Origin of the sequence: Pacificoceanicola onchidii, from assembly GCF_004804335.1 — a bacterium.
GTDB classification, from domain to species: Bacteria; Pseudomonadota; Alphaproteobacteria; order Rhodobacterales; family Rhodobacteraceae; genus Pacificoceanicola; species Pacificoceanicola onchidii.
On the sequence record NZ_SRXY01000001.1, the window covers coordinates 915,477 to 937,760 of the forward strand.

Below are 22,284 nucleotides of genomic sequence, written 5' to 3' on the forward strand. Positions count from 1 at the left end.
TTCCAAGGTAAGGGAAGCCCTTCTGACGGCCCCGCAGGATATAGGAGCGCCCCATGGCCCGCGTTACAGTTGAAGATTGCGTCGACAAGGTCCCGAACCGATTTGACCTGGTGATGCTCGCCGCGCACCGTGCCCGCGAGATTTCCGCCGGTGCCGCGATCACCGTTGATCGTGACAACGACAAAAACCCGGTCGTCTCCCTTCGCGAGATCGCCGAGGAAACCCAGTCTGCCGATGAACTGCGTGAGCGCCTGATCGAGTCGAACCAGACCCAGATCGAAGTTGACGAGCCCGAAGAAGACGCCATGGCGCTTTTGATGGGTGCCGAACAGGACAAGCCGCAAGAAGACGACATGTCCGAAGAAAAGCTGCTGCGCGCGCTCATGGAGGCGCAAGGTCAGGGCTGAATACCAAAAGGTTGATCGTGGATGATCGCTGCCGAAGATCTGATTGCACTCGTCCGCAATTATAACCCGAAGACCAACGAAAAGCTGATCCTCGCGGCCTATGAGTATGGCCGCGAGATGCATGACGGGCAGACCCGCAAGTCGGGCGAACCCTATTTCACGCACCCTGTTGCCGTTGCAGCCATCCTGACAGAGCAACAGCTTGATGATGCGACCATCATCACCGCGCTTCTGCATGACACCATCGAAGACACCCGGGCCTCTTATTCGGAGGTCGAAGAACGTTTTGGCCGGGAAGTGGCCGATCTCGTTGATGGCGTGACCAAACTGACAAACCTGCAGCTGTCATCCAGCGAATCGAAACAGGCCGAGAACTTTCGCAAGCTGTTCATGGCCATGTCGAAGGACTTGCGGGTCATCCTCGTCAAACTCGCCGACCGGCTGCACAACATGCGCACGATCAAAGCGATGCGCCCCGAGAAGCAGGTACAAAAGGCCCGCGAGACCATGGACATCTTCGCGCCGCTTGCCGGACGCATGGGGATGCAGTGGATGCGCGAAGAGCTGGAGGATCTGGCGTTCCGTGTGCTCAACCCGGAAGGCCGCGCCAGCATCATTCGCCGCTTTGTCACCCTGCAGAAAGAGACCGGCGACGTGATCCACCGGATCACCTCTGACATGCGCTATGAGTTGGAGCGCACCGGAATTGAAGCTGAGGTTTTTGGCCGGGCCAAGAAACCCTATTCGATCTGGCGCAAGATGCAGGAAAAGAAGATCGGCTTCTCCCGCCTGTCGGACATTTACGGCTTTCGCGTGATTACCCGCACCGAAAGCGATGCCTACACGGCGCTTGGTGCGATCCATCAGCGCTGGCGCGCGGTGCCCGGGCGGTTCAAGGATTACATCAGCCAACCGAAATCCAACGGCTACCGCTCGATCCACACCACCGTGTCGGGCCGCGATGGCAAGCGGGTCGAGGTGCAGATTCGCACGCGGCAAATGCACGAAGTGGCCGAAACCGGCGTTGCCGCGCATTGGTCCTACAGAGATGGCGTACGCGCGCAGAACCCCTTTGCCGTCGATCCCGCGAAGTGGATTGCGGGCCTGACCGAGCAATTCGACGCTGAGGAGGATCACGATGCCTTCCTCGAAGCGGTCAAGCTCGAGATGTATTCGGACAAGGTTTTTTGCTTCACACCCAAGGGCGACGTGGTGAAGCTGCCCAAAGGGGCGACGCCGCTGGATTTTGCCTATGCCATTCACACGCGCATCGGCTCCGCGTGCGTCGGGGCCAAGGTAGATGGGCTACGCGTTCCGCTTTGGACGCGGCTCAAGAATGGCCAATCCGTGGACATCATCACCGCCGAAGGACAGGCGCCGCAGGCGACCTGGCTCGATATTGCGCAAACCGGCAAGGCCAAGACGGCCATCCGCCGCGCGCTTCGGGAGGCGAACAAGGAACGCTACGCCAAGCTCGGCAATGAACTTGTGCGGGCCGCCTTTGAAAACGCGGGCAAGAAAGCCACGGACAAGGTTTTGGAAACTGCGGCCAAGACTCTGCGCCTTGATGACGCCGAGACACTTTTGGCCCGGGTCGGTAGTGCGGAACTCACCGCGCGAGAGGTCGTCGAATCGGTCTACCCCAACCTCGCCATTCAGGACGGCGCCCTGATCGAGGAAAAACGCGCGGTGATCGGGCTCGAGCACGGACAGGCCTTTCAGCGCGCGAAATGCTGCCAGCCGCTGCCCGGCGAACGGATCATCGGCCTGACCCACCGGGGAAAAGGTGTTTCTGTTCATGCCATTGACTGCGCCGCGCTAGAGGCATTCGAAGACCAGACAGATCGCTGGATGGATCTGCATTGGGCCGAAGGATCGCACCCTGCGGTCTACACAGTGTCACTTGAACTCACCATCACCAATGATGCAGGCGTACTGGGACGGATTTGCACATTGATTGGTGAACAAAGGGCCAATATCTCCAACCTGCGATTCAGCGACAGGAAACCGGATTTTTATCGCTTGGTCATAGATGTGGACTTGCGGGACGCAGAGCACCTGCATTCGGTCATGACCGCGCTCGAAGCAGAGAGCAACGTTGCTTCTCTGGATCGGCGGCGTGATCCGGCTTTGGCCGCTGCCCCGGCCGCAGCGGCGGAGTGATTGGAAAGGCAAGGTATTGGTCTTCAAAAGGCGTGATAGACGCCCGGTGCTTCAGATACTCCGGGAACTACTCTGGCCGCGTGGCGGCTGGGGACGCGCGGCTCAATACGTCCGACACCGCCTGACCCGCCTGCCTGACCCGCCACACCGCATCGCGCGGGGTATTTTCGCCGGGGTCTTCACCACCTTCACACCATTTTACGGCCTGCACTTTCTGGTCGCCGGCGTTCTGGCGTGGCTGTTGCGTGGCAATATCCTGGCCGCCCTGTTGTCTACATTCTTTGGCAATCCTCTGACTTATGTTCCCATTGGTGTCGCTGCATTGAACACCGGGTACTGGCTGCTAGGCGTCGAAAATGGCCGGGTTGGACCTGAACATCATGGCGGGCTGGTGGAAAAGTTCGTCAAGGCCGGGCAGGATCTGTGGAACAACCTTTGGGCCGTTTTTCAGGGCGATCCCGTGTCCTGGCGCGATCTCGGCATTTTCTACGATGAGGTTTTCTACCCCTATATGATCGGCGGCATCCTGCCCGGTATCCTGTGCGGGATCGTCGCCTATTATGTCTCGCTGCCGCTGATCACCGCCTACAAGAATCGCCGCAAAGGGCAGATCAAGGCCAAGCTCGCACTTCTCAAGAAGAAGAAGGAGGCCGAAGGCCGCGCGGACTGATCCGTTTGATCAAATCCCCTGTATCGCTACAATTCTTCGCTTTTTGATCTGTGGCCGACGCCCTATGTCTTGAGCAAGACCTAGGAGGATCAGATGACTGACTACGCCGGACGCCTGCGGCTTGGCGTCAACATCGACCATGTGGCCACCGTGCGCAACGCGCGCGGCAGCGCCTATCCCGACCCCATTCGCGCCGCGAAAATCGCTGAAGCGGCGGGGGCTGATGGCATCACGGCGCACCTGCGCGAGGACCGGCGTCACATTTCGGACGAAGACATCGACGGACTGATGGACGCGCTTTCGCTTCCGCTCAACTTCGAGATGGCGGCGACGGACGAGATGCAGGCCATCGCGCTGCGCCACAAGCCCCATGCCGTGTGCATCGTGCCGGAAAAGCGCGAGGAGCGGACCACCGAAGGCGGGCTTGAGGTTGCCAAGGACGAAAACCGTCTGGCGCATTTCATTGCGCCGCTGCGCGACGCGGGTTGCCGGGTGTCGATTTTCATCGCTGCCGATCAGGCGCAGATCGAAGCCGCGAACCGCATTGGGGCGCAAGTGATCGAACTGCATACTGGGGCCTATTGCGACTTCCACGCCGAAGGGCGGTTCGACGAACGCGATGCGGAGTTGGCCCGGTTGCGGGACATGGCCGCGTTCGGTCACTCGCTCGGACTTGAAGTGCACGCAGGTCACGGGCTGACCTACGAGACGGTTGCCCCCGTAGCCGCCTTCCCGGAGGTGATGGAGCTGAACATCGGCCACTTCATTATTGGCGAGGCCATCTTCATGGGGCTTGAGCCTGCCATTCGCGAGATGCGGCGCCTGATGGATGACGCCCGGGCGTGACCGCTGGACCGGCTGTGCTAAGGTGCCCTGAACCAGAGAAGGGTCACATTATGCTCAAACGTCTTTCAGCACTGTTTGCTTGCCTCGCCCTCCCGGCTTTGGCCGAAGGACCACAGGTCATGGATTGTGACTGGCAGGCCTCAGCCCGCAACATCCCCGAACCCTGGGAGGCGCACACACGCACCTTCTCCAATGGCAAGGTCCGGCTCGCCATGCTCGACACGATCGAGCCAGCGGCAGGTTGGGCCTACCTTCTGATCCTGTCCCCGCCGTTTGGAGAACTGGGCGACAGGCAGTGCCGATTGATTGGCAGCAACGGCATGGGCTTTTCCGGCATGCGGTTTGACGCACTCTCGGCGGACTATGACCCGGCGCAGGGATTGATCTTCACACTGCCCGTGCAGATGTACGATTTCCAAACCAGCCAGCCCTATGAACGCCCGATCCGGATCATTCTCAACCAGGCCACCGGGCAGATTGACACATGGGTGCTCGAATAGATGATCCTCGGTATCGGCACGGACCTGGCGAACATCGAGCGCATTCAAAGGGTTCTGAACAAATACGGCGACCGCTTTCGCAATCGGGTCTTCACAGAAGTTGAGCAGGCCAAGGCCGAAAGGCGGCGCGATGTGGCCGGGACCTATGCCAAACGCTGGGCCGCGAAAGAGGCCTGTTCGAAGGCGCTCGGCACGGGGTTGCGCATGGGGATCGCGTGGAAAGACATGCATGTGCGCAACCTGCGGACCGGGCAACCTGTCATGGAAGTGACCGGCTGGGCCAAGGAACGACTCGACAGTCTGACACCGGACGGGCACGAGGCCATCATTCACGTCACGCTGACCGATGATCACCCTTGGGCACAGGCCGTGGTGATGATCGAAGCCCGCCCGATCACCGCAGGCAAACCGCCCGTCGCTTGACACCCGGCCCGTGGGCGCTCATGTAGCGCTTGTCTATTGAGGCAAAGGGTTTTCAGGCATGGCCACCGAAGAAAAGAAGAGCGGCGGGATCGTCGAGACGATCAAGACCGTCGTTTACGCGCTGCTGATCGCGGGCGTTTTCCGGACATTCCTGTTTCAGCCGTTCTGGATTCCATCGGGCTCCATGAAGGATACGCTGCTGATCGGCGACTTCCTCTTCGTGAACAAGATGGCCTACGGCTATTCCTATGCCTCCTGCCCCTCCGTGATTGCCCCGCGTTTCGGCCTGAACATCGACGCCAAGGACATCTGCGGCGTGTTCGACGGCGACAACAAGCGCCTGTTTGGTTCCGAACCTGAGCGCGGAGACGTGGTGGTCTTCCGGCACCCGGTCTCGGGCCGCGACTTCATCAAACGTCTGATCGGCCTGCCCGGCGACAAGGTGCAGATGCGCAAGGGCGTGCTTTTCCTCAACGGCTCGCCGGTTTCGGTTGAGCCAAATGGCACCTTCGAAGAAATCGCCGAAGAACAAGGCCCTCAGCGCCTGCGACCGCGCTGCGAAAACGGCCCCGTCGGCGATGGCGGCGTATGCAGCAAGTCGAAGTTCGTCGAAACCCTGCCCGGCGGCGTCTCGCACAGCATCCTGAACATCACGGCTCAGGGCTCTGACAATACCTCTGTCTACACTGTTCCCGAAGGCCACTATTTCTTCATGGGCGACAACCGCGACAACTCCTCGGACAGCCGCGTGCCGAACATCGCGGGCGGTGTCGGCTTTGTGCCTTATGAAAACCTGATTGGCCGGGCGGATCGTGTAATGTTCTCTTCCGCCGGACGCTCCATGCTGTTCTTCTGGACATGGCGCAGCGACCGGTATTTCCAGGCGATTGACTGAGGCCCGCGTGAAAGTTTCCGCCGATCTCGAAGCGCTGCAGGAGCGCCTTGGCTACCGGTTCAAGACACCCACCTTGCTCCGACAGGCGGTGACGCATGGCTCCATGTCCGGGCCGGGGCGTGAAGACAACCAGCGTCTGGAGTTCCTTGGCGACCGTGTGCTCGGGCTTGTCATGGCGCAGGCGCTGCTGGAGCATGACACGGGCGCAACCGAAGGTCAGCTTGCGCCGCGTTTCAACGCGCTTGTTCGCAAGGAAACCTGCGCGGATGTCGCCCGCGAGGTCGATATCGGCGCTGCGTTGAAACTGGGCCGCTCCGAGCAGAAGACGGGTGGCCGGCGCAAGATGGCGCTTCTGGGCGACGCCATGGAGGCGGTCATTGCTGCGGTGTATCTCGACGGCGGTTTTGACGAAGCTCAGACCCTGATTTTGCGCCTATGGGGGGACCGGGTTGCAAACGTCGAAGACGACGCCAAGGACGCCAAGACCGCCCTGCAGGAATGGGCCCAGGCACGCGGCCTGCAACCACCCTCATATGTAGAGATCGGTAGAAGCGGGCCGGATCATGCTCCCATGTTCACCATGGAGGCCCGCCTCCCAACAGGTGACACCGCCGAAGCGACCGCCGGGAACAAGCGGCAGGCGGAACAGGAAGCCGCCAAAGCGCTGCTTTCGCGTCTCTCTCAGGCGAATGCCTGAACCTTGGCTTTGTCTTTTTCCGTGAACGCGGCCCGCGCCTGATCAAATCGCTCGGCGTAAGGACTTGGGCGCTGCGCGCGCATGGGCGGCGTGGGCCGGGGTTTGGACGCCGCGCGCGGTTTGGGCTGCGGACGTTTGGCGCGCTTGGTCTGAGGCTCCGATCGCGGGGCTTTCGTAGCCCGTTCAGCCTCTTCACGCGCGCGTTTGTGCATCACGGAAATCTCGTCGAACGCGTCATTGATCGCCATCAGGCGGCGCGTGGCCGCACGCTCGGATCCGTACCAGACATCGGGATGATAGGTTTTCACCAACCTGCGCCACTCTGCCCGGATCGTCTCGAAATCATCTGTGGGCTTCACGCCAAGCAGGGCGTAAGGATCATCTGTACTCGTGCTGCGGGGCATGGCGGCTCCAATGCGCGTGTCTGTCTTCGCTACAGTCCCAACGCCCTGCCCCCGCGAGGCGTCCGGTTTGTCTGAAATAAGGCATAACTTTGTCTTTGATTTTAGAGAAGCCACATTCTTGCCAGAAAGTTAACGCACGCCCTGCTGTCTTGCCCCTTGTATCGAGCTGTTTTTCAGGCCTAGGTGCCGGAAATCACGCGCGAGTTGGGCATGACCGATAACCTCAAAGGCAGTCTTTGGATGATGCTGGCCATGCTGGGCTTTGGCATAGAAGATGCGTTTTTCAAAGCCGCCACCGGCTCGGGCGGCGTGACCGCTGGCATGGCCACGGTCCAGTTCGGCCTGATCGCCATGGCGATTTATGCGGTTTACGCAAAGCGGCAGGGGTTGGCGCTTTGGGATACCGCTTACCTGCAGAAGCCTTTGTTGATCCGCACTGGGTTTGAGATTTGCGGACGCCTGTTCTTTGCCCTGAGCCTCGCTTACACGCCACTGTCGACCACATCCGCCATTCTGCAAGCCGCCCCTCTGGTGGTCATGGCAAGCGCCGGTCTGTTTCTGGGAGAAAAGATCGGGCCGCATCGCTGGGCGGCCATGGCGGTGGGGTTCGTCGGGGTACTTTTTATCATTCGCCCGTCACCCGAAGGGATCGAGGCCAACGCGATCTTTGCGCTTTTGGGCATGATCGGCTTTGCAGGCCGGGACGTGGCAACCCGCACAAGCCCGCCGCATATTCGCTCCGCACAGTTGGGCGTTCTGGGCTTTGCGGTGGTGACCTTTGCCGGGTTGGTCATCATGGCCTTTGAGCCGGGCATGCCTTCCGCGCCGTCTCCCTACGCCGCGCTCCTGCTTTGCGGCACTGCACTCTGCGGGGTTATCGCCTACACCGCCCTGACAGCCGCAATGCGCACCGGCGAGGTCTCCGTCGTCGCGCCCTTCCGCTATTCGCGGCTGATCGTGGCGCTGATCCTGGCCTACGTTGTGTTTGGTGAACGTCCCGATACCATGACCCTTGGCGGCGCAGCTTTGATCGTTGCTGCGGGCATCTACTCGCTTTGGCGCGATGGCAGGGCTGGCGCGAGGCGGTGATCCGCGCTAAAGGCCATGTCTTCAAGCATTAGGATCGCACCCATGACAGAACGCGCCGGATTCGTCGCCCTGATCGGAGAGCCCAACGCGGGCAAGTCTACCCTGACCAATCGCATGGTCGGGGCGAAGGTGTCGATCGTGACCCACAAGGTCCAGACCACCCGCGCCCGCATCCGGGGCGTGGCGCTCGAAGGGGACAGCCAGTTGGTGTTTGTCGATACACCCGGCCTGTTCCAGCCCAAACGCCGTTTGGATCGCGCCATGGTCGCCGCCGCCTGGGGTGGGGCTGCAGATGCGGATATCATCGTGTTGCTGATCGAGGCCCATCGCGGCATCACCGAGGGGGTGAAACGCATTATCGATGGGCTTCAGGAACTGCCCAAGGGCCGCCAGATTGCGCTTGCGATCAACAAGATCGACAAGGTTCAGCCCGATGTTCTGCTGGCGCTGACACAGGACATGAACGAGGCTTTTCCCTTCGTGAAGACCTTCATGATCTCCGCCGAGAAGGGGCGCGGCGTGCAAGACCTGCGCGCCTGGCTCGCTGACGAGGTGCCGGAAGGGCCGTGGCTTTATCCCGAAGATCAGATCGCAGATCTGCCGCTGCGTATGATCGCCGCCGAGATGACGCGGGAGAAACTGACCTTGCGCCTGCATCAGGAATTGCCCTACCAGCTGACGGTTGAGACCGAGAGCTGGGAAGAGCGCAAGGATGGCTCCGCCCGCATCGATCAGGTGATCTATGTGGCGCGCGACGGGCACAAAGGGATCATCCTTGGCAACAAGGGTGAGACGATCAAGGCGATTTCAAAAGCCGCGCGCGAAGAACTGGCCGAGTTTCTGGGGCGCAAGATTCACCTGTTCCTGCAGGTGAAAGTGCGCTCGAACTGGCTCGAAGAGAAAGAGCGTTACTCCGAAATGGGTCTCGATTTCCGCGACGGCAATGCCTGAGGCACGGCTAACGGCGCGCTTCTGGGTTGACGCTTACATTGCGCGGCTGCGTTTCGCCGACATTCCGGCCTTTGTCGTGGCACATGGCGATGACACCTCCGGGGCGGTTCTGGTCAAACAAGCGCCTTTGGACGGCACCGCCAAGGCCTTTACCCGGTCCTTCGATCTGATGAGCGGCGAACGCGTCTGGACCGAACTGGCCAGTGGACCGGAAGCCGAGGTGGACGCCGCGATTTCCCGTCAGCGCGGGTTTGACCCTGACCTCTGGGTTATCGAGGTTGAAGATCGCCTCGGGCGGCATCTTCTCGATCAGGACGGTCTCGGTTGATCCGGCGTCCCAGCCAGATCAGCCCAAGCCCTGAAACCCAGAACACCAGCGCCAGTGTAGGGATCCACATCAGAACCTTTGGCCAGCCGATCAGAGGCGGATCGAGAAAGAAATACGGATGTCGCCCGTCAATCTCTCCGCGCAGCAGCGCGTAGCCCATGTAGAGCCCCGGCCATAACAGCCACCAAGCCGAATGGGTGTACCGCAAAGCGGAGGTCTGCGCAAAAGCCAGCCACCAAAGAGCAACGGCAATCGGGATCACCGTGTGCATCCCATGATCGACGTAAAGCCGCAAACCGGACAACTCCCGCGCCAAAAGAGCATGGTAGACGATGGACACAATCGCGGTCCACAGCGCTATTCCCGCAGCCCATCCTTGTGTAAGACGCCCCGAAAACGCGACGCGCGCGAAGAGGACCACAACCATAAACGTGGTGAGAATCGTGAAATACCGTCCCGTGCGCCACAGTTCGACAAAAAGCGTGCGGTCTGGATGCCGCGTCAGCCCGATGTTGATATGCGTTGCAAGGGTCACCGCTGCGGTGAGTGCAATCAAGGCTGCCACCAGCCGCGCGCGCGAAGAGTAATCCATCATGGCCTCAAAGATGCGCGGCGCAGTGGATTTGGCAAGTCACGACCTTGCCAGTTGCCTTCGCCCGGCCAATAGTCGCGCAATGGAATGGCGCGATACCGGGATTCTTCTGAGCACTCGCAAACATGGGGAAACCTCCGTGATTCTGGAGGTCTTCACACCAGACCATGGTCGGCATCTGGGCGTGATGAAGGGCGGCACCTCGCGCAAGATGGTCCCGCACCTGCAACCCGGGGCACAGCTTGATCTGCGATGGTCGGCCCGGCTCGAAGAGCATATGGGTGCGTTCCGGGCCGAACCGGAACGCGCGCGGGCGCATCTGGCCATGGCAAATCGGCTGATGTTATCGGGTCTGAACGCTGTGCTCGCGCTCCTGTCTTTCAGCCTCCCTGAAAGAGAGCCGCACGTACCGCTGTATCGCCGCAGCGAAAGCCTTCTGGACCTGATGGGACAGCCAGACCTCTGGCCTTTGGCCTATCTGCGTTGGGAAATGTCGCTGCTCGAAGATCTCGGCTTTGCGCTGGACCTGGCTTCCTGCGCTGTGACAGGCGGCACTGAGGACCTCATTTACGTCTCACCGAAAACCGGCCGGGCCGTATCGCGCTCCGGCGCAGGCGACTGGGCCCCGCGCCTCCTTCCCCTGCCCCCGGTTCTGCTTGGCCAAGGCGAGGCCTCCAACACCGAAATCGTGCAGGCCCTGGGCACAACCGGACATTTCTTCGAGCATCATCTCGCGCCAAATCTGGGCGACGACCCTGTACCAGAGGCCCGCGCGCGGTTCATTGATCAACTGTCACGACGGGCTGAATAACGCGTGCGTCCCTTTATGCTCTCTTCCCCCTTTCTCCGTTACGGGATAGTTAAGGCACGATGATATGGACTTTGCCAAATATCCTGACCGTTTTGCGCCTGCTCGCCGCACCCGGCGTGGCGGTGATGTTCCTGTACTTCAACCGCCCTTTCGCAGATTGGGCGGCGCTGATCCTGTTCCTTGTGGCTTCTGTCACGGATTGGTTTGACGGGCACCTCGCCCGCGCCTGGAAACAGGAAACCAAGATCGGCACGATGCTCGACCCGATTGCCGACAAGGCGATGGTGGTGATCGCGCTCATGGTGATCGTCGGCTATTCGTCGATGTCGCCGTGGCTGGTCTTGCCTGCGACTTTCATCCTGTTCCGCGAGGTGTTTGTCTCGGGCTTGCGCGAATACCTCGGCGACACCGCTGGTACGCTGAAAGTGACCAAGCTCGCGAAATGGAAAACCACGCTGCAGATGGTCGCCATCGCCGTTCTGTTTGCCCAGGGCGTGTTCGAGCATTACCTCGGAATGAGCATTTTCGGCATGGATGAAGCCATGGTTGGCGACATTCTGGACGGGGCCGTCGAGGATACGCTTGGTCTGCGGTGGAAATACGCTGGCATGGTCTGGGCGGGGAACATCGGGCTTGTCCTGCTGTGGCTTGCCGCCGCGCTGACGTTGATTACCGGGTGGGACTACTACAGCAAAGCCCTGCCGTTCCTGAAGGAGGAGCGCTGAAATGGATGTTCTGTATTTTGCATGGGTGCGCGAACGCATCGGCGTGCCGAAGGAACGCGTGGAGACCTCCGCCAAAACCGTTGCGGATCTGGTTGAAGAACTGAAATCCCGCGAGGAACGCTACGAGGTCGCCTTTTCCGATCTGTCCGCTTTGCGTGTGGCTGTGGATCAGGACTTGACCGATTTTGACGCTTCCATCGAAGGCGCGCGTGAAGTGGCGTTCTTCCCGCCGATGACCGGAGGCTGAGCGATGCGCGTCACCGTGCAGGAAGCGCCGTTTGATTTCGGGCGCGAGGCGGAAGACTTCGCCAGCGGGCACCATGACATGGGCGCTGTGGTGACGTTTACCGGTATCGTGCGGGACCTGGCGACCGGGGACCTCGATGCGATGGAGATCGAGCACTACCCGGGCATGACGCAAAAGGCGCTGGAGAAAATCGCCACTGAAGCGTTGGAACGCTGGTCTTTGGGCGATGTCCTGGTGATCCACCGCTATGGCCGCATGACGCCTGGCGAAAAGATCATGATGGTCGCCACCGCAGCCCCGCATCGCGTCGACGCCTTTGAAGCCGCAGAGTTCCTCATGGACTACCTCAAGTCGCGCGCGCCTTTCTGGAAAAAGGAGCACGGCGGGCAGGGAACCAATTGGGTGGCTGCGAAAGATGAAGACGAAGCTGCGCTGACCCGTTGGTAGGGTGCGCGCAAAAATCTTCGAAGATTTTTGCAAATTCCGTTCACGGAATTTGAACCCGTCTTGCCCAAACCTGCTTCCGGTCATATCATTTGACCAATTCAAGCAGGTGAGCCATGCCCTTCCGCCCCGTTCAACCCGAAAAGCTGTCCACTGCCGTTGTTCGCCAGATCGAGCAACTGATCCTGCGCGGCATACTTCGCCCCGGCGAGCGTCTGCCGGCTGAACGGGCGCTGGCCGAGCAACTCGCCGTCTCCCGCCCCAGCCTGCGCGAGGCCATTGCAGAACTTCAAGAGCGCGGCTTGCTCACCAGCAAGGCGGGTGCCGGGATCTATGTCACCGATGTGCTTGGCAGCGCTTTCTCGGACGCGCTTGTGCAACTCTTCAAAGGTCATGATGAGGCCGTCTTCGATTACCTCACTTTCCGCCGCGACATGGAAGGGCTCGCCGCCGAACGCGCCGCCGAGTTTGGCAGCGACAGTGATCTGGCGGTGATCCAGAACATCTTTGACAAGATGTGCGCCGCCCATGGGAAGCGCAATCCAGACGACGAGGCCCGGCTCGACGCCGATTTTCACCTTGCGATCATCGAAGCCAGCCACAACGTGATCATGCTGCACATGATGCGCTCCATGTATCAGTTGCTGCGCGAAGGCGTTTTCTACAACCGCAAAATAATGTTCCGCCAGCGGACCAATCGAGAGGCGCTGCTGGATCAGCACCGTGTCATAAACGATGCCCTACAGGCCCGCGACGGCGCAGCCGCACGCAAGGGGATTGAAGATCACCTGTCCTATGTCGAGAGCGCCCTGTTCTCGGATCGCAAAGCACAGGCCAATGAACGCATCGCCCGGCAAAGACTGGAACGGGAGACGGCGCGCAACTGATGCAGCGCCTTAGGAAAGGACAGCCGATGGAAACGCGCGTTTGCCGCATTCGAGACGTCCACGACATCCGGATCGAGACAACCCGGATTGAACAGCCCGGACCGGGCGAAGTCATGGTTGCGGTCAGCGCGGGCGGGATTTGCGGGTCTGACCTGCATTATTTTCATGAATTCGCCTTGGGACCGTTTCGTATTCAAGGCGCGATGATCCTTGGCCATGAAGCGGCCGGAACAATCATCGCTTTGGGCGATGGAGTTACGGATCTGGAGGTTGGCACCCACGTGGCAATCAACCCTTCCCGGCCCTGCATGAACTGCGACTACTGCCTCAAGGGCATGACGACGCATTGCCAGGACATGCGGTTCCGTGGCTCCGCCATGCGGGTTCCGCATTACGAAGGGCTGTTTCGGGATCGTATCGTGTTGGAAGCCGAGCAATGCGTGCCCGTGGGCAATGTCGATCTGAGCGCTGCGGCCTGTGCGGAGCCCTTGGCCGTTTGCCTGCATGCCCGCCACATGGCCGGTGATTTGATGGGCAAACGCGTGCTCGTGACGGGGGCGGGCCCGATTGGTGCGCTCTGTTCAGCCGTCGCGGCACAGGCCGGGGCGGCCGAGATCGTCACAACGGATTTGCAGGACGTCCCGCTGGGTGTGGCCGAGGCCTTGGGTGCCACAGAAGTCATAAACATGAGCCGGAACGGCGCGCGGATGGAGCGTTTCTCAAACGGCAAGGGCCACTTTGACGTGGTCTTTGAATGCTCCGGTGCCTCGCCTGCCATTCAGGGCGCGATGGCCGCTGTGCGGCCGCAGGGGCGGATTGTTCAGGTAGGAACGGGCGGCCAGGCTTCTGTTCCGTTAAGTGCCATCGTTGGCAAGGAAATGACATGGCAGGGCACACAACGCTTTCGCCATATCGAGTTTCACGAGGCCGTGCGACTGATCCGCACCGGGGGCTTGGATGTCAGCCCGATGGTCACCGGGCAGTTCCCGCTTGAAGAGGCCACGACCGCTTTCGAAACCGCCGGGGACAGAAGCCGGGCGGTCAAGGTCCACTTGATGTTCGAGGGCGCCTGACCAGCTTCAGTCGTTGTCAATCTCACCCGCGCCAGCCCCGGCAGAGCGCGACGCGGCGCTCTCCGGTACAAACGTCTTCTCCGCAAGGGCGGAGAGTTCTTCGATGAAGGCGTCTGGCGCGTGGATGCGCGGCGGAAAAGACGGCTTTCCCGGCATCATCGGGTCCAACACCACCCGCAAGCGGTTCTGGCGATCCTCAGGTTCCAGAACACTACATTCCTTCACCCGAATCGGCAGCAGCCGGGCATAGGCCGGGGCAAGCGGCTCGTCACCGGGGTGCAATGTCAGTTCAACATCGCCGCCAAGCTGATCCATCGCCCGGAGCATATCGTCCATCAGAAGCGGCAGGCGCAATATGGGGCTATCTTTGGCGTCGGTGAGTGCGCGGCGCAGGGCTTCTGTCCCGTGCCCGGACGCCAAATGCACAGCCGCCGCCCGCCCAAAGCGGTCGGCCTGATGCGGCGGAAACCCTGCCCCGCGCGCGGCCTTTTGCGCCAAAGTCATGATCTCATTTGCAGAGCGGCTCATGCCGTCAGCCCTTTCAACCACCAATCATCCCCGATTCCCTTCTCGATATCTTCCGGCAAAGGCGCGCCCTGCGCCAGAGTGATGCGCGTCCAGCGGTCTGACTTTGGATCAAATTTTGTTGCGCCAAAGAAAGCGAGCTTGCAGCGCAGCATGTCGATCGGCAGACAGTCTTCCCCAATCAGGTTGTCCTGAATCTCGGAATAGGGATGCACGGCGTTGGTCAGCACACGGGTCAAGGCAAGCTCATGCTCCGGGTGCGCCTTGCGGAAAGCCGCAAGATCCATGCCCGGTTTCAAGGCACGGTGCAGCGCCTGAACCCGCCGTGCAATGTCCAGCGGGCTTTCAAGGTCCGCCCCCGGTTCTGCACTGCGCACGCCAAGACGCGGCTCTTGCTTGGCGGCGGAGACATACCAGAACTGGTGCTGCGCCTCCGGCGCATCAAAATCGACATCCAAAGCCCATCCGTAGAGCGCTTCAATCGCCTGCAGAACGTCAGCTGCGTCATCAAACGGCCGTGTGCACAACCCGATCGGATCATGCATGCCAGCTGCCAGATCGTCCACCAGCTCCGGGAAGGCCTCGATCAGCAAGGCGACAAGCAACTCCTGTGCCTCAAGGCTGAAAGTCTCGCCTTGGCGAAACAACCCGTCGATTGCACCCACATGGTTTGAAATCAGCGCTTCGATCCGGGGCCATTCCTGCCGCAGCTTGTCTATCCGCGACTGATGCGCCGGATCAGGCACCGCCCATTCCGCAAGATGATCGGCGGCCCGTCGGACGTTCCCAAGCAACAATGTGCGTTTGTCCTCCCGCATCTCCTGCGCCCGCACCCGCGCAAGCGCGGTTTCCCGGGCAAGCATCCAATTGTTCAGCAAAACCGGATGAGAAACGAGGAAAGGGGCCATTCCGAGACCCGTTGCGTTTCCGATACCCAAATGCCGCTTCAGATCCTGGTCCAGCGCTCCCCCGCCAAGATGCTCCGCCAGATCATGGGTAAACGTTCGGATCATCCAGACCGTCAGCATCTCGGCGGCAAATGGACCGGACAGCCCCGGGCGGTCCTCGATCAATCCGCGGTCGGCTATGCCGAACTTGCCGTTCCCGTAAACCGCCGTGGTCCGCATCAGGTACCCAACCTGATTGATCAGCGCAGCATCCGGCTGCTGACCGGCTCTCAGCCTATCCACGATATGGGAAAATAGCCGCACAGATTTGTTGGCCCGGCTCAGAACAAGGTCTCGTTCCGTGAAACGGCCGGCCTCCTGTAGAGGGGCTGTCGCGACGATCCGGGCGATCTCGTCCTGATCGGGCTTCCCGTCATACAGCACATAAGCCGTATCCCATGCAGTGGCGATCACCCGATCTGACCGCGCCTCGTCCGGCAATGCGCTGGACACTGCAACAAGGCTGTAGTCATGGCCTCCAAGCGTCAGCGAATAGACCGCGTGACCAAAGCCTTCATCGTCGATGGCCCAAACGGTCCGCGTCATCTTGGAGCGCTCGTCTGCAAGCTGCCGCAGCAGGACACGCAGAAAAGACAAGCGCGTGGGAAACATCGCCCCCATGCGCGCCAGCCGCATCACCTGCGACGGCGGGCGCATCGCAGTCATCTTTGGAATGTCAGCCTGATCCTTCATGTTCGCCAGACTGCCATTTCATTGCGCGTCTGACTACAGATTCGGACCAAGCTGCTTAGCCAGCTTTCTTGAGGTCCGCGATCATCGCATCGATGTCGCCGCGCCGCTTGTCGAGCATGGCACCAATTTCCGTGCGTTCCGTCAGCAGCATGTTCACGCCCTCAAGGTAGAGGTTGTAGAACTTGCCGCTTTTCTTGCCGACAAAGAACGTCACGTCGAATGGCGCTTCGTTTCGCAGGATCATTGTCCCGTTGACCTGAAAGGCGTTCTTGACCGACTTGGAGCCGTCGACGCGGATTTCACCGCCGATAAACTCCCGGAACCGTTTGCCATACTTGCGCGAGATGTAACCGGTAAAGGCGTTGGTAAAAGCCTTCTTCTGAGCGGATGTCGCGCGGCGGCCGTCGACGCCCAGCGCCGAGGCAGCAATTGTCGGAAGATCGGCGTATTTTTTGAAGATGCGCTCGAAGTCCTTGATCATCGCACCTTCCGATTTGCCGGAGCCGATCACCTTGTTGATGTCCGAGACCAGTTTACCAACGAGTGCCTCCGCCTGCGCTGCCGTGGCGGCCAGAGCGGCTCCGGGCAGTGCGGCAGTGCTGAGCAGGGCAGCAGCGGCCCCAAGCGTGAAACTGCGGCGGGAGAAATGCATCGGTTTCATTCAGAAACCCTCCGTATCAATGGCGTCAGGGTCAACAAAACTGGAGTCTTCGTCGGTTCCATATCCCAATTCATGGCGACGATTTTGCAGATAGATCAAGCGTAACTGCGCGTAACTGTCCGCGCTGTCGTGTAGGATAGAATCCACAGTGCTGGCATATTTGGCCCGATCGCCCAGCTTGTCGAGGTAGGTCGCAACCGACCCGCTGTAGCGTTCCGGCGAGGGAATGATCCGGCTCAGCGGGTTGGTGAACAGATCGACAACACGCCCGGCGGTGTCCCGTTCGGTCGACGGGCCCAGAAGTGGCAGTTCCTGATACGCGCCTTCCGGTGCTCCCCAAACATGCAGGGTTTCGCCAAAATCAGTGTCGTCTTCGGTCAGGCCGAGGTCGGACGCCACATCCGCAAGCCCCCCGAAGCCCAGTGTCGCATTGATGACAAAACGCAGGGTGTTTTTCGTCGCGCGCCCGGGCCGCCCCTGCAGAACCTGGTTCACCACATAGCTGGGCGTGGCGTAAGTATCTGCGAAATTGGAGATATTGCGTTGAACCCCCTCCGGGACGGCGTTCACATAAAATGCACCGGCACCGTTAACAGAGCCTTTGTCGAGGCGGCGGTTGAAGTTGTGCACCTTGCGGTTCGTGGCTTCATACGGATCATGAATGCCATCCGGTGCGCCCCCGGGGCCCGGCACCGAACACGCGGCGAGAGCCGTCAACAGAAGACCAACAAAAATCACACGGGCTTTACGCATTTGCGGCAGCTTTCTTCAATTCCCTTTGGAAACCTCCCATGGTTTCCTAAAAGCCTACATAAAATCATTTAACGAGACACCCAACGGTGACAACTCGTTTCAACGATCTTGTGACACAATGGAGACATGCCCCGACATTTGGTCTGTATACCACAGCAAATTTGGGGAGAGAGACGGGTAAGGCAAACTTTCGCTGATGCAATCAGAAACAGTACAACACGGGTTGGATGAACTGCGCGCAGCGCGGCGGCAAAGCCGGGCGTATTACTGGTTCGCGGCGCTGTTCAGTTTCTTTGTCAATTTGCTGATGCTCACCGGCCCTCTCTACATGTTGCAGGTCTACGACCGGGTTCTAGGCTCGCGGTCAGAGGCGACTCTGGTCGCTTTGTCCGTGCTTGTCGTGTTTCTCTACTCGATGATGGGCATTCTGGATTTTGTCCGCGGGCGCGTCATGGGCCGTGTTGCGGCGCGCTTTCAGGCGGCGCTCGACCTGCGCGTCTTTGATGCGGTTCTGCGGCGCTCGGCAGTAAAGAACGACGCCGTTGCGCAATCTGGCGTGCGCGATCTGGAAACCGTACAACGCTTTATCGCCTCCCCGGTTGCCATGAGCTTTTTCGACATGCCGTGGACGCCGGTCTTTTTCGCTGCGATCCTGATTTTCCACCCGTGGCTCGGCGTAATGGCGATTGCAGGTGGCGTGGTGCTCATTGTGGTGGCCTTGCTCAACCAGATGACCACCAAGACGCCGACCCTGAAGACAACAATCGCCGCCGCGCGGTCTGACAAGGTCGCGGAGCAAATCCGCTCCGAGGCCGAAATGGTCACCGCGCTTGGCATGCGCCGCGATGCGTTCGAGCGCTGGATTGCCGCGCGCAAAGCGTCCTTGACTGCCCAGCTCGGCACGTCAGACCTGAGCGGAACATTCACAACGATCACCAAGACGTTCCGCCTGCTGCTGCAATCGGCCATGCTGGGTTTGGGTGCCTGGCTTGTGCTCAAGGGAGAGTTGACGCCCGGCGCGATGATCGCCGCCTCGATCCTGATGGGGCGCGCACTGGCCCCGATCGAGTTGGCGGTTGGGCAATGGGCACTGGTACAGCAGGCTCGGAAAAGCTGGAAATCTCTGGCCCAATTGCTGGGCGAAGTCCCGGCCGAAGCGCCCCGCACGGAGTTGCCGCGCCCCGCAGCCAAGCTTGAAGCGCAATCTCTCACCGTTGTTCCGCCCGGCGAGTCGCAAGCTGCTCTACGTGTGGTCAACTTCACACTCCCGCCCGGCAAAGCGCTTGGTGTCATCGGCCCGTCCGGCTCGGGCAAATCCACCCTTGCGCGCGCAGTCACCGGGGTGTGGCGGCCCGCGGGCGGCAAGATCCGGCTCGACGGGGCGACGCTTGATCAATATGGGCCCGATACGCTTGGTCAACACATCGGCTACCTGCCGCAACGCGTCACCTTGTTTGACGGCACCATTGCGGAAAACATCGCGCGCCTGTCGCAAACGCCCGATGCGGACAAAGTTGTCGAAGCCGCGCGCAAGGCGGATGCGCATGAGATGATTCTCAAGCTGCCTGATGGCTATGACACACGGGTCACGGCCACCGGCGGGCGTCTCTCCGGAGGACAGATGCAGCGCATCGGATTAGCGCGGGCAATGTTTGGCGATCCGGTCTTGATCGTGCTTGATGAGCCGAACTCCAACCTGGACAACGAGGGAACCGAAGCCATCAACCGCGCCATTCGCGGCCTGAAAAGCGAGGGAAAGTCCGTGATGATCATGGCCCACCGCCCCGCCGCGATCAAGGAATGCGACCTGCTGTTGATGCTTGAAGGCGGCAATGCCGTGGCCTTTGGACCGCGGGACGATGTTCTGAAGAAGGTCGTGCAGAACCATCAGCAAATCCGGAAGGCTACCGGTCAGGGAGGCCTGCAATGAGCGCGCCGCAAAGCTTCTCGCTCCGCGCCCCGATGATCGTCGGATGTCTTGCGCTGCTGGTCCTGATCGGCGGATTTGGCACCTGGGCCGCAACCTCACAGATTTCCGGGGCCATTGTCGCCTCAGGGCAAATCCAGGTCGATCAGAACAGGCAGATCGTCCAGCATCCGGACGGCGGCGTTGTCTCCGAAATTCTGGTGGACGAAGGCGACACGGTTGCAGCGGGGCAATCGTTGCTGAAGCTGGACCCGACGCTTCTGCGCTCCGAACTGACCATCGTCGAAGGGCAGTATTTCGAACTGGTGGCGCGGCGTGGGCGACTTCAGGCAGAGCGCGACGGCACCAAAACCATCTCCTTTGACGAAACACTTTTGGCGCGCGCCATCTCCGAGGCGGAGGTCGCCGAACTTGTCGAGGGCCAGCGCAATCTGTTTCGAGCTCGCGCCGACTCCATCGCGCGCCAGATTGATCAACTGCAAAAACGGGTCGACCAGATTGCAGACCAGGTTCGTGGCATTGATGCCCAGCAGGAGGCGCTGAAAGAGCAACTCGCGCTGATCAATCAGGAACTGGAAGGCCAGCAGAAACTGCTCCGGGACGGGTTGACACAGGCCAGCCGCGTGCTTGCACTGCAACGTGAGGAGGCAAAGCTGCTTGGCACAGCCGGTGAGTTGACCGCGCAGAAAGCACAGGCCGAAGGGCGGATCACCGAGATCGACATCCAGATCCTCGGCCTTGAAACCGAACGCCGAGAGGAAGCCATCACCACGCTGCGCGATCTGCAATCGAACGAACGGGAACTGGCAGAGCAGCGCCGCGCCCTGATCGAACGGCTCAGCCGCATGGAAATCACGGCCCCCGTTGGCGGCGTGGTCTACGGTCTCACGGTCTTTACCCCCCGTTCCGTGATTCTGCCCGCCGATCCTGTGATGTATCTTGTCCCGCAAGACCGGCCTCTGGTGATTTCCGCCCGTGTGGAGCCGATCCACATCGATCAGCTCTTTGAACAGCAGGACGTGGTGTTACGCTTTGCCTCGCTCGATCAGCGCACCACCCCGGAACTCTTTGGTCAGGTTGTGCAAATCTCGGCGGACGCCTTCGAAGACGAGGCTTCGCAAGTCAGCTTCTACCGCGCCGAGATCCAGCTGAACCCCGGCGAAATGACCCGTCTACCGGAAGGCACGGCGCTGATTCCCGGCATGCCGGTCGAGGCATTCATCCGCACAGAGGACCGGACACCGCTGGCCTATCTGGTCAAACCCTTCGCCGACTATTTCGCAAGGGCGTTCCGCGAAAGCTGAACCCATGCCGTAAAAACTCCGAAGGAAGACGCCGCAAGGTGTTTCCAATCCACGCGCGCCGCACTAGCGTCGCCGCAAACTTTGGAGGATATGCCATGAGCAACGCGATCGAATCCCGGCTTACAGAACTCGGCCTGACCTTGCCCGACGCACCCGCCCCGGCGGCGAACTATGTCCCTTATGTTCTGACCGGTAACACGCTGTACGTGTCCGGCCAGATCAGCATGAAGGACGGCGCGCTGATCTGCGGAAAACTCGGTGATGACATGGACGTCGAAGCCGGGGCCGCCGCCGCGCAAAGCTGCGCACTAAGCCTACTCGCACAGGTGCGCGCCGCTTGTGGTGGTGACTTGGGCAAGCTGAAGCGCGTTCTCAAGCTGACCGGCTTCGTCAATTCCACCCCGGATTTCACGGATCAGCCCAAGGTCATCAACGGGGCATCGGATACCATGGTCGCGGTGCTCGGCGATGCAGGCCGTCACTCCCGCTCTGCCGTATCCGCAGCAGCGCTGCCACTTGGCGTGGCCGTCGAGATCGAAGGCATCTTCGAGCTCGCCTGATGCCCGCACTGCCCAAGGTCTTCCTTGACCGGCCCATCGCGCACCGTGGCTATCACGATACCGCGGCGGGCCGGCCCGAGAACTCACGTGCTGCGTTCGCGGCCGCAATCAACGCCGGATACAGCATAGAACTGGACCTGCAATTGTCTCGGGACGATGCGGCGATGGTGTTTCATGACTACCAATTGCAGCGGCTGACACCCGAGACCGGGGCCATCCGGCGCCGCACGGTACAAGAACTTGCGGATATACCATTGAAGCACGGTGATGAGGGCATCCCGACGCTGGCCGAAGTTTTGGACCTTGTCGCGGGACGCGTCCCGCTCCTGATTGAACTGAAAGACCAGGATGGCGCAATGGGCGCAGGCGTTGGCGCGCTGGAGCAGGCAACAGTCGCGGCCCTTGAGGGGTACAACGGACCCGCAGCGCTGATGTCATTCAACCCGCATTCTGTTGTTCAACTGGCGCAGATGGCTCCAGAAATTCCGCGCGGGATCACCACCTGTGGCTACACCTCCGAGAACTGGCCAACCTTGCCAGACGAAACACGCCGCCATCTGAGAAACATCCCTGATCTGGGCCGCGCCCAAGCGGACTTCATCTCCCACGACTGGGTGGATCTTTCGTCACCCGCCGTCGCCCAGGTGAAGTCCCGGGGCTTGCCGGTGCTTTGTTGGACAGTCTGCTCGCCAAGCGAAGAGGCACGGGCGCGGCGGGTGGCGGACAATGTCACATTTGAAGGCTACCGCGCTTGATCACACC

The 22,284-nt window shown here is 60.6% G+C and carries 27 protein-coding genes; 21 read left to right on the top strand and 6 right to left on the bottom strand.

Annotation, left to right across the window (positions count from 1 at the left end):
* Nucleotides 1–53: 53 nt before the first annotated feature.
* The 8 genes from rpoZ to rnc all read left to right on the top strand — a co-directional run bounded on the left by rpoZ (nucleotide 54) and on the right by rnc (nucleotide 6,601).
* Nucleotides 54–407, top strand: coding sequence for a DNA-directed RNA polymerase subunit omega (gene rpoZ, locus E4662_RS04455; protein ID WP_136440035.1), 354 nt, complete (start codon nucleotides 54–56; stop codon nucleotides 405–407).
* A 21-nt stretch (nucleotides 408–428) separates the two neighbouring features.
* Nucleotides 429–2,570 carry a RelA/SpoT family protein gene (locus E4662_RS04460; protein WP_136440036.1) on the top strand — a complete coding sequence of 714 codons (2,142 nt, stop codon included), beginning with the start codon at nucleotides 429–431 and terminating at the stop codon, nucleotides 2,568–2,570.
* A gap of 16 nt (nucleotides 2,571–2,586) precedes the next feature.
* Nucleotides 2,587–3,240, top strand: a complete 654-nt coding sequence (locus tag E4662_RS04465; RefSeq protein ID WP_136440037.1) for a DUF2062 domain-containing protein — start codon at nucleotides 2,587–2,589, stop codon at nucleotides 3,238–3,240.
* A 93-nt stretch (nucleotides 3,241–3,333) separates the two neighbouring features.
* Nucleotides 3,334–4,086, top strand: coding sequence for a pyridoxine 5'-phosphate synthase (locus E4662_RS04470; protein ID WP_136440038.1), 753 nt, complete (start codon nucleotides 3,334–3,336; stop codon nucleotides 4,084–4,086).
* A gap of 50 nt (nucleotides 4,087–4,136) precedes the next feature.
* Complete coding sequence (locus E4662_RS04475) at nucleotides 4,137–4,586, top strand: hypothetical protein (RefSeq protein WP_136440039.1); 450 nt, start codon at nucleotides 4,137–4,139, stop codon at nucleotides 4,584–4,586.
* A complete protein-coding gene (acpS, locus tag E4662_RS04480) occupies nucleotides 4,587–5,009 on the top strand; it encodes a holo-ACP synthase (RefSeq protein ID WP_136440040.1) in 423 nt (140 codons plus the stop codon). It begins immediately after the preceding gene.
* A gap of 58 nt (nucleotides 5,010–5,067) precedes the next feature.
* Nucleotides 5,068–5,904 (top strand): signal peptidase I, encoded by an 837-nt coding sequence (gene lepB / locus E4662_RS04485; protein ID WP_136440041.1) that lies wholly within the window; start codon nucleotides 5,068–5,070, stop codon nucleotides 5,902–5,904.
* A 7-nt stretch (nucleotides 5,905–5,911) separates the two neighbouring features.
* Nucleotides 5,912–6,601, top strand: a complete 690-nt coding sequence (rnc, locus tag E4662_RS04490) for a ribonuclease III (RefSeq protein WP_136440042.1) — start codon at nucleotides 5,912–5,914, stop codon at nucleotides 6,599–6,601.
* On the opposite strand, the gene E4662_RS04495 is transcribed toward rnc, so the two are convergent.
* Nucleotides 6,586–7,005 carry a J domain-containing protein gene (locus E4662_RS04495; RefSeq protein WP_136440043.1) on the bottom strand — a complete coding sequence of 140 codons (420 nt, stop codon included), beginning with the start codon at nucleotides 7,003–7,005 and terminating at the stop codon, nucleotides 6,586–6,588. The genes rnc and E4662_RS04495 overlap by 16 nt on opposite strands.
* A gap of 210 nt (nucleotides 7,006–7,215) precedes the next feature.
* On the opposite strand from E4662_RS04495, the gene E4662_RS04500 reads away from it, so the two are divergent.
* Genes E4662_RS04500 through E4662_RS04510 form a run of 3 tightly spaced genes read left to right on the top strand, consistent with a single transcriptional unit; the run spans nucleotide 7,216 to nucleotide 9,373 of the window.
* Nucleotides 7,216–8,094 (top strand): DMT family transporter, encoded by an 879-nt coding sequence (locus tag E4662_RS04500; protein WP_136440044.1) that lies wholly within the window; start codon nucleotides 7,216–7,218, stop codon nucleotides 8,092–8,094.
* 42 nt (nucleotides 8,095–8,136) lie between these two features.
* A complete protein-coding gene (gene era / locus E4662_RS04505; RefSeq protein WP_136440045.1) occupies nucleotides 8,137–9,045 on the top strand; it encodes a GTPase Era in 909 nt (302 codons plus the stop codon).
* Complete coding sequence (locus tag E4662_RS04510) at nucleotides 9,038–9,373, top strand: DUF1491 family protein (RefSeq protein ID WP_136440046.1); 336 nt, start codon at nucleotides 9,038–9,040, stop codon at nucleotides 9,371–9,373. Before era ends, E4662_RS04510 begins: the two co-directional genes overlap by 8 nt.
* On the opposite strand, the gene E4662_RS04515 is transcribed toward E4662_RS04510, so the two are convergent.
* Nucleotides 9,315–9,965 carry a Pr6Pr family membrane protein gene (locus E4662_RS04515; protein WP_168797886.1) on the bottom strand — a complete coding sequence of 217 codons (651 nt, stop codon included), beginning with the start codon at nucleotides 9,963–9,965 and terminating at the stop codon, nucleotides 9,315–9,317. The genes E4662_RS04510 and E4662_RS04515 overlap by 59 nt on opposite strands.
* A gap of 82 nt (nucleotides 9,966–10,047) precedes the next feature.
* On the opposite strand from E4662_RS04515, the gene recO reads away from it, so the two are divergent.
* The 6 genes from recO (at nucleotide 10,048) to E4662_RS04545 (ending at nucleotide 14,152) form a co-directional block, all read left to right on the top strand.
* Nucleotides 10,048–10,776 (top strand): DNA repair protein RecO, encoded by a 729-nt coding sequence (gene recO, locus E4662_RS04520; RefSeq protein ID WP_136440048.1) that lies wholly within the window; start codon nucleotides 10,048–10,050, stop codon nucleotides 10,774–10,776.
* Between the two features lie 59 nt (nucleotides 10,777–10,835).
* Nucleotides 10,836–11,501: a CDP-diacylglycerol--glycerol-3-phosphate 3-phosphatidyltransferase gene (gene pgsA / locus E4662_RS04525; RefSeq protein WP_136440049.1), complete on the top strand. Its 666-nt coding sequence runs from the start codon at nucleotides 10,836–10,838 to the stop codon at nucleotides 11,499–11,501.
* A gap of 1 nt (nucleotide 11,502) precedes the next feature.
* Nucleotides 11,503–11,748 carry a molybdopterin converting factor subunit 1 gene (gene moaD / locus E4662_RS04530; RefSeq protein WP_136440050.1) on the top strand — a complete coding sequence of 82 codons (246 nt, stop codon included), beginning with the start codon at nucleotides 11,503–11,505 and terminating at the stop codon, nucleotides 11,746–11,748.
* 3 nt (nucleotides 11,749–11,751) lie between these two features.
* Nucleotides 11,752–12,195: a molybdenum cofactor biosynthesis protein MoaE gene (locus E4662_RS04535; RefSeq protein ID WP_136440051.1), complete on the top strand. Its 444-nt coding sequence runs from the start codon at nucleotides 11,752–11,754 to the stop codon at nucleotides 12,193–12,195.
* Between the two features lie 113 nt (nucleotides 12,196–12,308).
* Nucleotides 12,309–13,079 (top strand): FadR/GntR family transcriptional regulator, encoded by a 771-nt coding sequence (locus E4662_RS04540; RefSeq protein ID WP_136440052.1) that lies wholly within the window; start codon nucleotides 12,309–12,311, stop codon nucleotides 13,077–13,079.
* A gap of 26 nt (nucleotides 13,080–13,105) precedes the next feature.
* Nucleotides 13,106–14,152 carry an L-idonate 5-dehydrogenase gene (locus E4662_RS04545; RefSeq protein ID WP_136440053.1) on the top strand — a complete coding sequence of 349 codons (1,047 nt, stop codon included), beginning with the start codon at nucleotides 13,106–13,108 and terminating at the stop codon, nucleotides 14,150–14,152.
* Between the two features lie 6 nt (nucleotides 14,153–14,158).
* On the opposite strand, the gene E4662_RS04550 is transcribed toward E4662_RS04545, so the two are convergent.
* The 4 genes from E4662_RS04550 to E4662_RS04565 are packed head-to-tail and all read right to left on the bottom strand — an operon-like array spanning nucleotide 14,159 to nucleotide 17,731.
* Nucleotides 14,159–14,680, bottom strand: coding sequence for a DUF3726 domain-containing protein (locus E4662_RS04550; protein ID WP_136440054.1), 522 nt, complete (start codon nucleotides 14,678–14,680; stop codon nucleotides 14,159–14,161).
* A complete protein-coding gene (locus E4662_RS04555; RefSeq protein WP_136440055.1) occupies nucleotides 14,677–16,317 on the bottom strand; it encodes a hypothetical protein in 1,641 nt (546 codons plus the stop codon). Before E4662_RS04555 ends, E4662_RS04550 begins: the two co-directional genes overlap by 4 nt.
* Nucleotides 16,318–16,372: 55 nt before the next feature.
* The gene (locus E4662_RS04560; RefSeq protein WP_136440268.1) at nucleotides 16,373–16,969 is read right to left on the bottom strand and encodes an MlaC/ttg2D family ABC transporter substrate-binding protein; all 597 of its coding nucleotides are present in this window, start codon (nucleotides 16,967–16,969) and stop codon (nucleotides 16,373–16,375) included.
* Between the two features lie 9 nt (nucleotides 16,970–16,978).
* The gene (locus E4662_RS04565; protein ID WP_136440056.1) at nucleotides 16,979–17,731 is read right to left on the bottom strand and encodes an MlaA family lipoprotein; all 753 of its coding nucleotides are present in this window, start codon (nucleotides 17,729–17,731) and stop codon (nucleotides 16,979–16,981) included.
* Nucleotides 17,732–17,927: 196 nt separating this feature from the next.
* Between E4662_RS04565 and E4662_RS04570 the strand changes: the two genes are divergently transcribed.
* The 4 genes from E4662_RS04570 (at nucleotide 17,928) to E4662_RS04585 (ending at nucleotide 22,277) form a co-directional block, all read left to right on the top strand.
* Nucleotides 17,928–19,661: a type I secretion system permease/ATPase gene (locus tag E4662_RS04570; RefSeq protein WP_136440057.1), complete on the top strand. Its 1,734-nt coding sequence runs from the start codon at nucleotides 17,928–17,930 to the stop codon at nucleotides 19,659–19,661.
* Nucleotides 19,658–20,962 (top strand): HlyD family type I secretion periplasmic adaptor subunit, encoded by a 1,305-nt coding sequence (locus E4662_RS04575; protein ID WP_136440058.1) that lies wholly within the window; start codon nucleotides 19,658–19,660, stop codon nucleotides 20,960–20,962. Before E4662_RS04570 ends, E4662_RS04575 begins: the two co-directional genes overlap by 4 nt.
* Nucleotides 20,963–21,057: 95 nt before the next feature.
* Nucleotides 21,058–21,522 (top strand): RidA family protein, encoded by a 465-nt coding sequence (locus E4662_RS04580; protein WP_136440059.1) that lies wholly within the window; start codon nucleotides 21,058–21,060, stop codon nucleotides 21,520–21,522.
* Nucleotides 21,519–22,277: a glycerophosphodiester phosphodiesterase family protein gene (locus E4662_RS04585; protein ID WP_168797898.1), complete on the top strand. Its 759-nt coding sequence runs from the start codon at nucleotides 21,519–21,521 to the stop codon at nucleotides 22,275–22,277. Before E4662_RS04580 ends, E4662_RS04585 begins: the two co-directional genes overlap by 4 nt.
* Nucleotides 22,278–22,284: the final 7 nt, after the last annotated feature.

Bases quoted from the DNA above. Each gene is read 5' to 3' on its own strand.
- E4662_RS04565 (WP_136440056.1), bottom strand. From the start codon at position 17,731: ATGCGTAAAGCCCGTGTGATTTTTGTTGGTCTTCTGTTGACGGCTCTC.
- rpoZ (WP_136440035.1), top strand. From the start codon at position 54: ATGGCCCGCGTTACAGTTGAAGATTGCGTCGACAAGGTCCCGAACCGA.
- E4662_RS04460 (WP_136440036.1), top strand. From the start codon at position 429: ATGATCGCTGCCGAAGATCTGATTGCACTCGTCCGCAATTATAACCCG.
- E4662_RS04575 (WP_136440058.1), top strand. From the start codon at position 19,658: ATGAGCGCGCCGCAAAGCTTCTCGCTCCGCGCCCCGATGATCGTCGGA.
- lepB (WP_136440041.1), top strand. From the start codon at position 5,068: ATGGCCACCGAAGAAAAGAAGAGCGGCGGGATCGTCGAGACGATCAAG.
- E4662_RS04570 (WP_136440057.1), top strand. From the start codon at position 17,928: ATGCAATCAGAAACAGTACAACACGGGTTGGATGAACTGCGCGCAGCG.
- E4662_RS04500 (WP_136440044.1), top strand. From the start codon at position 7,216: ATGACCGATAACCTCAAAGGCAGTCTTTGGATGATGCTGGCCATGCTG.
- E4662_RS04545 (WP_136440053.1), top strand. From the start codon at position 13,106: ATGGAAACGCGCGTTTGCCGCATTCGAGACGTCCACGACATCCGGATC.
- E4662_RS04475 (WP_136440039.1), top strand. From the start codon at position 4,137: ATGCTCAAACGTCTTTCAGCACTGTTTGCTTGCCTCGCCCTCCCGGCT.
- E4662_RS04510 (WP_136440046.1), top strand. From the start codon at position 9,038: ATGCCTGAGGCACGGCTAACGGCGCGCTTCTGGGTTGACGCTTACATT.
- E4662_RS04580 (WP_136440059.1), top strand. From the start codon at position 21,058: ATGAGCAACGCGATCGAATCCCGGCTTACAGAACTCGGCCTGACCTTG.
- E4662_RS04495 (WP_136440043.1), bottom strand. From the start codon at position 7,005: ATGCCCCGCAGCACGAGTACAGATGATCCTTACGCCCTGCTTGGCGTG.
- moaD (WP_136440050.1), top strand. From the start codon at position 11,503: ATGGATGTTCTGTATTTTGCATGGGTGCGCGAACGCATCGGCGTGCCG.
- E4662_RS04560 (WP_136440268.1), bottom strand. From the start codon at position 16,969: ATGCATTTCTCCCGCCGCAGTTTCACGCTTGGGGCCGCTGCTGCCCTG.
- acpS (WP_136440040.1), top strand. From the start codon at position 4,587: ATGATCCTCGGTATCGGCACGGACCTGGCGAACATCGAGCGCATTCAA.
- E4662_RS04540 (WP_136440052.1), top strand. From the start codon at position 12,309: ATGCCCTTCCGCCCCGTTCAACCCGAAAAGCTGTCCACTGCCGTTGTT.
- era (WP_136440045.1), top strand. From the start codon at position 8,137: ATGACAGAACGCGCCGGATTCGTCGCCCTGATCGGAGAGCCCAACGCG.
- E4662_RS04515 (WP_168797886.1), bottom strand. From the start codon at position 9,965: ATGGATTACTCTTCGCGCGCGCGGCTGGTGGCAGCCTTGATTGCACTC.
- recO (WP_136440048.1), top strand. From the start codon at position 10,048: ATGGAATGGCGCGATACCGGGATTCTTCTGAGCACTCGCAAACATGGG.
- pgsA (WP_136440049.1), top strand. From the start codon at position 10,836: ATGATATGGACTTTGCCAAATATCCTGACCGTTTTGCGCCTGCTCGCC.
- E4662_RS04550 (WP_136440054.1), bottom strand. From the start codon at position 14,680: ATGAGCCGCTCTGCAAATGAGATCATGACTTTGGCGCAAAAGGCCGCG.
- E4662_RS04535 (WP_136440051.1), top strand. From the start codon at position 11,752: ATGCGCGTCACCGTGCAGGAAGCGCCGTTTGATTTCGGGCGCGAGGCG.
- E4662_RS04470 (WP_136440038.1), top strand. From the start codon at position 3,334: ATGACTGACTACGCCGGACGCCTGCGGCTTGGCGTCAACATCGACCAT.
- E4662_RS04555 (WP_136440055.1), bottom strand. From the start codon at position 16,317: ATGAAGGATCAGGCTGACATTCCAAAGATGACTGCGATGCGCCCGCCG.